This window comes from Collinsella aerofaciens, from assembly GCF_020709435.1.
In the GTDB taxonomy this organism is placed as follows: Bacteria; Actinomycetota; Coriobacteriia; order Coriobacteriales; family Coriobacteriaceae; genus Collinsella; species Collinsella aerofaciens_AU.
On sequence record NZ_JAJFDP010000018.1, the window covers coordinates 26,485 to 39,031 of the forward strand.

At 62.2% G+C, this 12,547-nt stretch carries 6 protein-coding genes; all 6 read right to left on the reverse strand.

Annotated elements, in window-relative coordinates:
- Positions 1–46: 46 nt before the first annotated feature.
- A complete protein-coding gene (locus LK493_RS08855; RefSeq protein ID WP_227790778.1) occupies positions 47–1,504 on the reverse strand; it encodes an aminoacyl-histidine dipeptidase in 1,458 nt (485 codons plus the stop codon).
- Between the two features lie 214 nt (positions 1,505–1,718).
- Complete coding sequence (locus LK493_RS08860) at positions 1,719–4,361, reverse strand: ATP-dependent Clp protease ATP-binding subunit (protein ID WP_227790779.1); 2,643 nt, start codon at positions 4,359–4,361, stop codon at positions 1,719–1,721.
- 192 nt (positions 4,362–4,553) lie between these two features.
- On the reverse strand, positions 4,554–5,243 hold the full coding sequence (locus LK493_RS08865; protein ID WP_227790780.1) for a TetR/AcrR family transcriptional regulator: 690 nt from the start codon (positions 5,241–5,243) through the stop codon (positions 4,554–4,556).
- Positions 5,227–9,666 carry an acyl-CoA dehydratase activase gene (locus tag LK493_RS08870; protein ID WP_227790781.1) on the reverse strand — a complete coding sequence of 1,480 codons (4,440 nt, stop codon included), beginning with the start codon at positions 9,664–9,666 and terminating at the stop codon, positions 5,227–5,229. The genes LK493_RS08865 and LK493_RS08870 overlap by 17 nt, the downstream gene beginning before the upstream one ends.
- 281 nt (positions 9,667–9,947) lie before the next feature.
- Positions 9,948–10,496, reverse strand: a complete 549-nt coding sequence (locus LK493_RS08875) for a DUF2798 domain-containing protein (RefSeq protein WP_227790782.1) — start codon at positions 10,494–10,496, stop codon at positions 9,948–9,950.
- Between the two features lie 320 nt (positions 10,497–10,816).
- Positions 10,817–12,385, reverse strand: a complete 1,569-nt coding sequence (locus LK493_RS08880; RefSeq protein WP_227790783.1) for a threonine/serine exporter family protein — start codon at positions 12,383–12,385, stop codon at positions 10,817–10,819.
- Positions 12,386–12,547: the final 162 nt, after the last annotated feature.

A 12,547-nucleotide genomic window follows, 5' to 3' on the forward strand; every position in this document is an offset into this window, starting at 1 on the left:
TTTGCAATCCACCGGCACGTAGCCCGGACTGCTGCTAGCGCAACCTTTACGCAGCGAGGCGCTTGAGCACGTCGATGAGCAGCTCGTAGAAGCGCTCGGCAGAAGCGAGCTCCATGCTCTCGTCCGGGGTGTGGACATCGGAGAGCGTCGGGCCCACGGCGATGGCGTCCAGGCCGTGCAGGGCCTCGGCAAACAGGCCGCACTCAAGGCCGGCGTGGATGGACTCGATGCGCAGCTCGGAGCCAAAGAGCTCGCGATAGCTCTCGACAAAGACGTCGCGGACCGGCGAATGCTCAGCATAGCTCCAGCCGGGATACTCGAACTCAAACTTGGCGTCGAAGCCCAGGACATCGGCCAGCGTCTGCAGGCGGTCCTTAAACTCGTTCTGCAGCGAGGTGATCGAGGAGCGCGGGGACAGCATGATCTTGACCTCGTCGTCAGAGGTGGCAACCACACCGATGTTGGAGGAAACCTCGACGGAGCCGTCGGTGGCGACGTTGCGGCGAATCACGCCGTTAGGGGCAAGACGCAGGGCGCGGATGAGGGCAAGCGCGGACTTCTGGTCCATGGCCTCGACCTCGGCGTCGTCGGCAATCTCGACGGTGCAGGTAAAGCCGGGGTCGAAGACCTCGAGCTCGGCAGTGACGTCGGCGATGATGCCCTTTGCGATCTGGGCCGCGGCCTCGGCGGCAGCGTGGTCGGCGTAGACCAGAACAGCCTTGCACTCACGGTTGATGGCGTTGTCCTTGGTGCCGCCGTTGAAGCTGACGATGGCGGGCTCGCCGGCAACCATCAGGCGGTCGATGATGCGGGCCATGATGAGGTTGCCGTTGCCGCGCTCCAGGTGGATATCGCTGCCGGAGTGACCGCCCAGCAGGCCGGAGATGTCGAGCGTGAGGGTGCCACCGGTCTTGTGCTCGCGCGCGATCGGGCAGGTGTAGGTAACGACGACACCGCCGGCGCAGCTGACGGTGGCAACGCCCTCTTCCTCGGAGTCAAGGTTAATCATGGTGCGGGCGCTAATCTGGGACTTGTCGAGCGTCTCGGCGCCGACCAGGCCAGTCTCCTCGTCGGTGGTGAATACGCACTCGAGGGCAGGGTGAACGATCGAATCGTCATCGAGAACAGTGAGCATCAGAGCGACGGCGATACCGTTGTCGGCGCCCAGGGTGGTGCCGTTGGCGGTGAGGACGCCGTCCTTGACGACCAGGTCGATACCATCGGTCGTAAAGTCGTGCTCAACGGAGCCCAACTTGTCGCACACCATATCGATGTGGCCCTGTAGCATCACGGTCGGGGCATTCTCGGCGCCGGCAGATGCGGGCTTGCGAATGATGACGTTGTAGACCTCGTCCTGATACACATCGAGACCGCGCTCCTTGGCAAACGCGACCAGGAAATCGCTGATGCCCTTCTCGTTGCCAGACCCACGGGGGATCGCGCTGACCTCCTCAAAGAAATGGAACAGCTGGGCGGGCTCGTAGCCGGTAATCTTGTAGTCCATGGTGCCTCCTTGGCGCAACTGGTTAGACAGTAAGACATGCGACTTGTATATTCCCAGACTTTGCGTGCATAAACCAGTCGAAAACGCCGAGCGCCCTCGCATCATCGGCTAACGGTGGACCGTATAGCGTAACGGTCACAACTTCCGCAGCTCTACAAATCGAGGCGCCCTTTCCGGAGCGCCTCGATTGCGCGTATCAAATTGTCGCCACGCCCTACAGCGCGCCGGAACCGGCTTGCATCATGCCGCCGGGGCCCGAGGTCACGCCGCCGCTCACGGGCGCGGCGTTGCCGGTGTGCGGTACCGCCGGGGCGGTATCGCCACCAAGCGTGCCCGCCGGACGCGGTGCCGGGATCTCGCCCGTGCCGCGGCTAAAGACAAACTTGCCATCGGCCACGTCGCACAGGACGGTATCGCCCTCGCCCCACTCGCCAGCCAGCAGTTCCTCGGACAGCGGATCCTCGATGAGCTTTTGGATGGCACGACGCAGCGGACGCGCGCCGTTGGTGAGGTCGGTACCCTCCGCCACAATCTTGTCGTAGGCCGCATCGGTAAGCTTGATGTTCATGCCGTTTGCGATCAGGCGCTGGCGCAGATCGTCCACCAGCAGGTGCGCAATCTTGGTCAGGTTCTCGCCCGAGAGCTTCTGGAACACCACGATGTCGTCGATACGGTTGAGCAGCTCGGGGCGGAACAGGCGCTTGAGCTCGCCCATCGCGCGGCCGCGGATCTCACTCGAGGTGAGGCCCTGCTCGCCGGTGGTGCCAAAGCCAACGCTCGCATCCTGCGCGATCTCGCGGGCGCCCACGTTTGACGTCATGATGATCACCGTATTGCGGAAGTCGACCGTCTTGCCCTGGCTATCGGTCAGATGGCCCTCCTCCAACACCTGCAGCAGGATATTGAAGATGTCGGGGTGCGCCTTCTCGATCTCGTCGAACAGCACGACCGAGTACGGGTGACGGCGAACAGCCTTGGTGAGCTGGCCGCCCTCGTCGTGGCCCACATAGCCCGGGGGGCTACCGATGAGCTTGGAGACCTCGAACTCACTGCCAAACTCCGACATATCGAAGCTGATGAGCGCGTCCTTGCTGCCAAAGAGATACTCGGCGAGCGTCTTGGCGAGCTCGGTCTTGCCTGTGCCGGTGGGACCAAGGAAGATAAAGCTGCCACCGGGACGACGCGGGTCCTTGAGCGGCGAGCGGCTGCGGCGCACGGCCTTGGCGACGGCCTCGACTGCCTCATCCTGGCCGATGATGCGCGTCTTGAGCACGCTTTCGGTCTGCAGCAGGCGCCGGCTCTCGCTCTCGGTGAGCGAGGAAACCGGCACGCCCGAGGTCACGGACACGATGTCGGCAATCTGGGAGACATCGATGGTGAGCGGGCTGGCGTCGAGCTCGGCCGTCCAGGCAGCCTTGGCCTCGGCGAGCTCAATCTCGGCAGCCTTTTGCTGCTCGGTGATCTCGGCGGCCTTGTTCATGTCGTCGCTCTCGGTGGCCTCCTGCGCGGCGGCCTTAAGCTCCTCCACGCGATGCTCGGCCTCGCGCACCGGCTCGGGCGCGCGGTTGGCGGCGATGCGGGCGCGGGCGCCGGCCTCGTCAATGAGGTCGATGGCCTTATCGGGCAGGAAGCGATCCTGGATGTAGCGGTCGGAGAGGTTCGCGGCGGCCTCGATAGCACCCTGCGTATAGCGCACATGGTGGTGCTCCTCGTAGCGCGGCTTGAGCGCGGTCAGGATCTTGACCGTGTCCTCGACGCTCGGCTCCTCGACATCGATGGTCTGGAAGCGACGCTCGAAGGCCGGGTCCTTGGTGAGGTACTTGCGGAATTCCTCGGCCGTGGTGGCGCCGATAATCTGGAAGGCACCGCGCGCGAGCACGGGCTTGAGCATGGAGCTCGCGTCGATGGAGCCCTCGGCAGAGCCGGCACCGATGATGGTGTGCATCTCGTCAATAAACAGGATGACGTCGTCGGCTTCGGTCGCCTCCTGGATCACGTTCTTGAGGCGCTCCTCAAACTCACCGCGATACTTGGCACCCGCGACAAGACCCGGCAAATCGAGCGTCCAGATATTCTGGTTCATAAGATTCTCGGGCACGTTGCCGGCAGCAATCTGCTGCGCCAGGCCCTCGACGATAGCCGTCTTGCCCACGCCGGGATCGCCCAGGATAAGCGGATTGTTCTTGGTGCGGCGCGAAAGGATCTCCATCATGCGCTGGACTTCCTTTTCGCGGCCAATCACGGGATCGAGCTCGCCGTCGCGCGCCTTCTGCGTGAGGTTGGTCGCGAACTGCTTAAGCGTATCGGTGCCACTCCCCTTTTGCTGAGAGGCATCCGAGCCGCTAAAGAACGGCAGGCCCGCACCGGGACGCCCGGCACCGGCACCGGCGAGCGGACGCTTCTTGTCCTGGTCCTTGGCGGTGAGTTTCTCGATAGCCTTTTTGATGGAGGCGGACGACACGCCCAGGCGCATGAGGATGTCCATGGCCATGCCGTTGCCCTCTTCGACGATGCCGATCAGCAAGTGCTCGGTCGAAACGTAGGTCTGGTTGTTCTCGCGTGCCACGCGGAAGGAGCGCTCCATCACGCTGATGACGAGCGGCGTAAAGGCGAGCTTGGCCGCCTCGGTCTCCTCGCTGGGCTCGGGAACCGTGGTCTGGACCTCTTTGAGAGTATCCATGATGTCATCGTAGGAGATGTCGAGCGAGCGCAGCGCCTCGGCGGCAATGCCCTCGTCCTCCTTGGCAAGCGCGAGCAGCAAGTGCTCGGTGCCCACCTTATTTGAGTGCAGATCGAGCGCCTCCTGTTTGGCCATCGACATGACCTTGCGCGCTCGATCGGTAAATCTATCTAACATGCTCGTTTCCTTACATGAGTTCATCGAAATCAAAACGCCCGCCCGTCGGCGGCGCTTTTGTCTCTTTACCCACAGGTTGTCTATGTTAACAGCTGGAGGAATATCTATAAACCCGGCTCACATGAATGCAGGTTATGACCGCATCGCGGGACTCACCGCGCGATGCGCGACAGGCGCCCCGCAAGAGAAACCCTAGGCGTCTTTCACCACGTCGGGACTCGTCGCACGCGATGCGCGATAGGCATCGGCCTCCTTGGAGACGCGTTCGAGCAGCTCGGATGTATCGACGCCCTCGACTTGCGCGACCGTTTCCACCGTCTGCATGGCGACCGCCCTCAGGTACGCGCACGCGCTGTCCCCCGGCTGCTCGAGGTCTATCTCCTCGCCGCCCTCCCGGGCAAAGCCGACCGCCATCACAAAGCCCATGATGCCCGAGACCAGAAAGCCCACCGCAAAGCTCGAATCTGCCTTGAGCTCTTCTCCGTCGGGGTGGACGATCTCTCTCACGCGGTCGATGATGATCGTATGGATGCCCTGCACGACCTGCTCGGCGGCACCCGCCCTCATGGTGATGACGATGCGCTGCAGCAGGCAGCGGACGTCGCGCCGGTCGAACGCCGAAAGGTCGCCCTCGCTCGAAAAATGCCAGAGGGCATCGGTGATGAGCTCGTTATCCTGCAGCAGCTGGGCTATGGCGATGGCGACGAGTTCATCGAAATCGTGAAAATAGTAGTAAAACGTTCCGCGATTGCACTGGGCGGCGCGGGTCACCTCGCCAACCGACAGCTCGAAGATGCTGTTGTTCTCGATGAGCTCCCAAAACGCCTCGATGATACGGGTGCGTGCATCGGGCGCATCGGCGTCCTTACGCGGTCTCGCCATGCGCCTCACCGCACCCCTGCGCCTTGGCGTTCATGATGAGCATCTGAAGACGGTTCTCCACGTTGGCGAAGCTCACGTCGGGATCGTAGTCGAGCGGCAGGAACTGCGCCGTGGGATACTGCTCCTTGAGCGCATGGATGAGCCCGCGCCCCACGACATGGTTGGGCAGACACCCGAACGGCTGCAGGATCACGAAGTTGCGGCAGCCGCGCTTGGCGTGCTCGAGAATCTCCGCCGGAATCAGCACACCCTCGCCCGCATCGAACGTATGGTGCAGGATCTTATCGCTCGCGCGCACGAGCTCGGGCATGCGCGTCGGCGGCTCGTAGAGCGGGCTCGCCGCGCCCAGGCGGTCGCAACGGTCGTGCGCGAGCTCGAACAGGTTGTCCGCCGTGGCGTACCAGGCCTTTTCGGGCAGCGACAGGTCGACGTGGAACTCGCGCGACTGCGCATGCTTGTAGAAATAGGTCTTGCGGATCACGTCGGTCATGCGCGCCTCGATGACCTCGAGCCCGTTGTCCTCGAGGTAGCGCTCGATCTCGTGGTTGGCGCCGAGATGGAAATTGAGCAGGTACTCGCCCACGATGAGAACGGTCGGATGCGGGTTCGAGCGGTCGTACGGAACGGCGTCCATGATCGCAAGCGCGCGTTTGAAGCCCGTCGCCTGGCCTCTCAGCCCGGAGCGCTCCATGCCCTCGATAACCTCATCGAGCGCGCGGTCGAACGCAGCGTCCGCCGCGCCCTTCTCGAGCTCGTAGGGACGGATGCGCCTAAGCATGGCCTCGAGGGCATCGATCATGGGAAGACCGTAGGCGATCTGGATGCTCGGGCCAAGGCCGAGCTTGAAGCCCGGATGCGCATTGTGGGCATCGACGTCGTCGTTGGTGAGCACCGGGACATAGTCGTATCCCGCGTCGTCGAGCGCGCGGCGCAGCAGGGGCATGTAGTGCGTCAGGCGGCAGTCGCCGATATACTTGCCAGTCACCACGGCGACGTCGTGCGGGTCGTACTTACCGCTCTTGAGTGCCGCGAGCGCCTCGCCGATCACGATTTGCGCGGGGAAGCAGATGTCGTTGTGCACATAGCGTTTGCCCAGGCGGATGGCATCCTCGCGCCCGATATCAAGGGCCTCGGCGCGCACGCCCTGATTGCGCATCGCCGCGGTCATGAGCCTGCAGAACGCATGGGAGGTGTTGGGGACCAGCGCGATCTTGTCGTGCCGGTCGCGCTTGGTGTACTTGACCTTATACGGGTCGTCGAGCGGATGGACCGCGTGCACCCGGGCGCCCTCGGCACGCTCCTCCGCGCGACGACGGTTGACCGACTCGATAAACGAACGCACGCGAATGCCCATGGGACCGGCGACGTCGCTCTCATCGAGCTTGATCATCATCGGAACCTTGGAGCCCATCTCGCCCATCATGCGCGCGATCTCGTCGGTGAGATACGCATCGTGGCCGCAGCCGAAGCTGCCCATCTGCACGAGCTCGAGCTCGGGCGTCGATGCGACGATGACCGCGCACGACAGCATGCGCGCATGATAGTTGTTCACGATGTCGATGCGGCTGTTGGAAAGATCGACGTTGCAGACCCCCGGCACCGCATCGGGCGTCAGCACGGGGATGCCGCGCTCAGAGAAGAGCTTGGGCAGCCCGTGGTTGACCAGCGGGTCGTTGTGGTACGGGCGCGAAGCGATCACCACCGCGTAGCCGCCGTCCTCGTGCACGTTCTCGAGCACCTGCCTGCCGCGCAGCTGCAGCTGGTTCTCAAACGTCTCCTGCGCGCGGTCCGCCTGCTCGGTCGCCTTGGCAACCAGGTCGGCATCGATATCGAAGGTCTCCTTGCACCACGCCTTGAGCTGGCGGTTTCGGTCGCCCTCGTCGTACCAGTGGAACAGCGGCGTATCGAACGGAACGCCGAAACGCTCCTCCGGGTTATCGGAATTGCGCATCACGTAGGGGTATCCCTTTACGACGGCGCACATCCACTCGCTGGTAGAGGCGGTGTTTTCGGTGGGCACCGTCGTGATGATGGGCATGAAGATGCGGTCGACGCCGGCGTCGACGAGATTGCGGATGTGCCCGTGGACGAGCTTGGCCGGGAAGCACACGGTGTCGGATGTGACGTGCGCCAGACCGCGCTCGTACATCGCCTTGGTGCTTCGTCCCGAGACGCGCACCTTAAAGCCGAGCGTGCTGAAGAACGTCGACCAGAACGGCATGGTGTCCCAGAACTCGAGCACACGGGGAATGCCGATCGTGACATCGCGCCCCCCGCTGACGGGAACCGTGGGGTACGACTCGAACAGCAGCTTCTCGCGGTCGACAAAGAGATTGGGGGCAGCCGCGGTCCGGTCGCGCCCCGTGCCGGGTGCCTGTGCCTCGCAAGCACCCTGCGGACGCAGCTCCTCCGCCGCGGGAACCTCGCGCACGAGCTCATCCCATGAGATGGCGCCGCCGCGCGGGCAGCGATTGCCCGTGACGTAAAGCGAGCCGTCGCCAAATGCCACGACCGCGCGCTGGCAGCGGTTGTTGCACCGACGGCAGGTAACGCCGCCGAACTCGCGATGCTCGAAGCGCTCCACGGCATCGAGCCCGATAAACGACGTGCCGGCGTCGCCCTTGCGGCATTCCTCGCGCGCGAGCAGGGCGATACCGATAGCGCCCATCAGCCCCGGGTGGGGCGCACGCGTGACGGGTTTGCCCAGATACTGCTCGAATGCGCGCAGCACCGCGTCGTTTCGGAACGTGCCGCCCTGGACGACGACTTTGTCGCCCAGACGGTTGAGATTTGAAACGCGAATGACCTTGGTGAACACGTTCTCGATAATCGAACGGCAGAGACCGGCCATGATGTCGCCCGGACCCTTACCGCGCCGCTGCTCGGAAACGACGCTGCTGTTCATGAACACCGTGCAGCGGCTGCCGAGAACGGCGGGGGCTTTGGACGAAAATGCCTCGGTCGCGATATCCTCAACGGCTATTCCGAGGTTTTTGGCAAAACCCTCGAGGAACGAGCCGCAGCCCGCAGAGCACGCCTCGTTGACGACGATATCGGTCAGCACGCCGTGGTTGAGCCAGATGGCCTTCATATCCTGTCCGCCGATGTCGAGCACGAAGGTCGCATCGGGAACGCATGCGCACGCGGCGCGGGCGTGCGCGACCGTCTCGACCGTATGGTAGTCGGCGTGGAACGCGCGCGCGAAAAGCTCCTCGCCGTATCCCGTGGTGCCCACGGCATCGATCGCAAGCGTGACTCCCGCTGTCTCCCAGCGGTTCTTCAAGCTGACAAGACCCTGTTGGGCGACGTCGAGCGGTCTGCCGTTATTAGACGCGTAGAACGAATCGACAAGCTCACCCGCCTCATCGACCAGGGCGAACTTGGTCGTCGTGCTCCCCGAATCGATACCGAGCGCCACACGCACCGTCTCTCCGGGCGCATACGCATCCGGACCCTTTGCCGGCGTCTCTTTGCCATGGCGTGCCGTAAAATCCGCCTGCTCGGCAGGTGTGGCAAAAAAGGGCTGGGCAAGACGTCCCTCCCCGCTTGCGGGCGCGACCGTCTCGAGCTTATCCAGCCGGACAAAAGCGTCGGGAAGGTCGATCGGTTGGGACGATGCGAACATGTCGGTCAGCGACAGGGCGGCACCGCGCGCGACCATGATCTGCGGATCGCGCGGGACGATAACCTGATCGTCCGATAGATTCAGTTGCTCCCGGAACACGCGGACCAGTGTGGGGTTGTAGGCGAGCGTACCGCCCTCGAAGATTACCGGCGGCTCGATGTCGATACCCTGGGCCAGACCGCCGATCGTTTGGCGGGCGACCGCGTGAAGCGCCGAAAGCGCCAGGTCGGTGGTAGGAATGCCCTCGTTGAGCAGCGGCTGGATATCGGTCTTTGCGTACACGCCGCAGCGGCCCGAGACCTCGTGGACGGTCGTTCCCCGGCTTGCGAGCTGCTCGAACTCGCCCGATTCGGTGCCGACCCCCATGAGCTTTGCCATCTCGTCGATAAATGCACCGGTACCGCCTGCGCACGAGCCGTTCATGCGCATGTCGGCAACCTCGATGTCTCCCTTATCGTTGGTGCGGAAGAAGATCATCTTGGCGTCTTGGCCGCCCAGCTCGATGGCGCAGCGCGTCTGCGGATAGAACCTGCTGATCGCGAGCGCGTTGGCGACCACCTCCTGAACGTACGAGGCGCCCAGCGCGGTCGCGATATCGCGCGCACCCGAGCCGGTCACCGCAACGCGCAGTGACTCATGGGGAAAGCGCTCGGCGAGCTCGCCGAGCATGGCGCGCACGCTCGCTGTCTGACACGCCCCGTGGCGGCGATATCCCCACCACGCCTCGGTCATATCCTCGTGCATCGCGTAAACTTTGGTCGTCGTCGACCCTACGTCCAGTCCTACTAGCAACGCCATAATGCTCCGTCTCTCGCATTTTTCCCGCTAGAGATATACCACTCTACGTAATACAACAGACTGTTGTATTTAAACTCCGTATAAAAAGCGGCTGCCGAAACGCTTCAGCAGCCGCCGAATGCACCAACAGATTGTTCTGCGCGCTAGCACGTCGGGCAACGGAGCAGCACGGGCCCTCCGGTCATGCGCACCGCTCACGCCCGCGATGTCGCCGAGAGAGCTATCCACGCTTAGGGCTCCAACCAAGCAAGTCGCCCGCGCTCAGCAGATCCCTAAGCGAGCTACTCGCACTCAGGAGCCATAGCCTGCTCCAAGAGCTCGACATGCTCCTCCTCGAAAACCGTCCCCACAGGGAAGGCGCGACGGAAGACGAAGTGGGAAATCGGACCGGCTACCAAAAGGTTCCACGGCAGCGCCATCACAAAATTATGCGGGATGTTGATCATCCAGATCGCGGGCACGGAATACAGGTTCGCAAGGATGCCGCCGGGCATGTGCGTCAGACCCTCACAGGCACCGTACAGCGACATGATGATGACCATGGGAACGACCATGCAGGAGCTGACGGCAAGCGTCATGGCAAGCGGCGAACTCTTGCCCGGCGTGACCAGGAATTTAAAGGCGAAACCCTTGGCAAGGGGGCTGGCAACAAACCAGTCGCAGCACATGGCAAAAATGTAGGCAACGGGGAAGCCGAGCCACGCGGCGGCAACAACCTCGCCGTTGATGGCCCCATGCTGCAGGGCAACGTTGTAGATGCTCATCCAGAGCACCATGCAAAAGCACATGATAAAGGTGAACAGCAGGCTCTCTCGTTTGTTGATAGGCATAAAGGGCATTGTCCTTTCTGTGTTACGCCACGGCACCACGCAACAAAAACGGGCGGGCAAGATGGAGCTGTTGGGACTTCATCTCGCCCGCCCGTGGTACGTGCGTCTGCGACTACTTATGTGGTGGAACTATCCTAACACGAACGGCGCGCGCTTCGTAAGCGTTGAGTTTGTGGAGATGCAGGGCACCAATAATCCCCCCCCCCGACCCCATAAGTTGCGGTGGAATACGGACTGTTTTGACCCTTTAAGCAGCAATTCAGTCCCTATTTCACCGCAACTCATTGGGGGTGCAAAGTAACCTGTCCCCTTTGCACCAATTAGCTGGTGTGGCGCCAGCGAGGGTCGGTGAGGGTTCTCGCCACACCCAGACCAACGGGCAAAAACGCCACGATGAGCACTGCACGCACAAACCAACCGAGCATATTGACTGTGTCGAAGGTGCACATGTAATACATCGAGCGATACAGATACAAACCCGGCACCATAATGACAATCGAAGGCACCGTGAGAGCGATACGCGGGTAGGTGAGCTTGACTTCGGCCAAGCTTGCCAGCAGACCCGATACCAGCGCGCCGATAAACGCTGCTGCCTCGGGAGGCATTCCCGTGCTGAGGCCCAGGAAGGGAATCATCGTCGGCGCATCGACGAGCGTAAGGCGCAGGGTATTGGAAACGGCGCCGATCAACCCAGCTGCCGCGGCCATCTTTACCGGGCTGTTGAACATCACCGAGAAGCCGAATACGCCAACGAAGCTCATCACCACGCGCAGGAGCGTAAGGGCAAGCGGCGAAAGGCCCAGTGGGGCAAAGTCGTCCGGCGCCAGGCCAACACACTCGGCAACCATCCAACCTACGAGGGTCGCCATCACAATAATCGATACGGCATATGAAAGGCGCTCGATACCGCTTCGCATGTCGAGCTTAGCGATGTCGAGGCCTGCCGTAATGAGCGGAAAGCCGGGAATCACAAAGAGCATGGCGCCGATATAGCCTTCTTGGTGCGACATTGCCCCCGGTATGACCTGGCCAAGGCCGAGCAATGCCAGCAGATACGAAACGCAAGCGAGCGCAACGCCGGTCGTCAGCGCGCTGAACTGACCAAGGCCTTGCTTGAGAATATGGGAGCGGGCAAAGTTGCCGACACCCGCGCCCACGAACGCGCAGGCCATCTCGATAGGGCCGCCGCCGAGCAAAAAAACGAAGGCGCCACAGGCGCAGGCCGCCGCAAGGCCCTGTTGCCAAGGCGCGTAATCAGGTTTTGAACTCTCAACGGTCTTGAGCATCTCGTGATACTCGTGCACCGTGAAGCGACGACCATAGGTCTCGATTTCCTTGAGGAAACTCTCCATCATCCAAATGCGATGGGTATTGACTCCCGTTGTGGGCAGGCTGACAACCTCGTTAAAGCAGTGGCCATCTTCGATGCAAGTGCACTCAAACGACAGAAGACTCAGGTCGACGTGAATTGTGACGCCGAGCACGTCAGCAACACGATTCATGGTATCGCGTACACGCCAGGCACCCGTTCCGCTCGCGAGCATAAGCATGCCGGTGCGGCAGATGATGGATGACTTATCGGTGAGCGGCGCATCGACGGCAAGTTCATCGCCTGCCGTCACGATCTGATGCCAGTCAGTTTTCATATGGAGCGCGCCGGCACGAACGCCGTGGTGCATGGGGGCTCTCGAAAGCAGCGAGTCAAGGCGCGAAGGCTGTGGGGGCTCCACTGATTCACCCTCAACCTCATCAGCCTCTTCATCGACCAGATCAAAGGAATCAAGCGGCGCTGGCTCGCGACGGTCGATCAGCTCCTCGTCCTCATCATCAAAGTAATTGAACTGATCGAGCATGTCCTCTTCGATTGCACGCTCGCTCGCGTCGTCCATATAGACGCTCCCTTCCTGCCGACTAACCCCCATCCTAGGCAGCAACGGCTAAAGGAAACATAAAAGAGACGACTATCAAAACAAGGACTGTCCCCAACTGCCGGCAGAGACGATATGAGCAGGACATAAAAACATTGAGAGCCCCTGCTGCATGAAAGACCG

Bases quoted from the DNA above. Each gene is read 5' to 3' on its own strand.
- LK493_RS08855 (WP_227790778.1), bottom strand. From the start codon at position 1,504: ATGGACTACAAGATTACCGGCTACGAGCCCGCCCAGCTGTTCCATTTC.
- LK493_RS08880 (WP_227790783.1), bottom strand. From the start codon at position 12,385: ATGGACGACGCGAGCGAGCGTGCAATCGAAGAGGACATGCTCGATCAG.
- LK493_RS08865 (WP_227790780.1), bottom strand. From the start codon at position 5,243: ATGGCGAGACCGCGTAAGGACGCCGATGCGCCCGATGCACGCACCCGT.
- LK493_RS08875 (WP_227790782.1), bottom strand. From the start codon at position 10,496: ATGCCTATCAACAAACGAGAGAGCCTGCTGTTCACCTTTATCATGTGC.
- LK493_RS08870 (WP_227790781.1), bottom strand. From the start codon at position 9,666: ATGGCGTTGCTAGTAGGACTGGACGTAGGGTCGACGACGACCAAAGTT.
- LK493_RS08860 (WP_227790779.1), bottom strand. From the start codon at position 4,361: ATGTTAGATAGATTTACCGATCGAGCGCGCAAGGTCATGTCGATGGCC.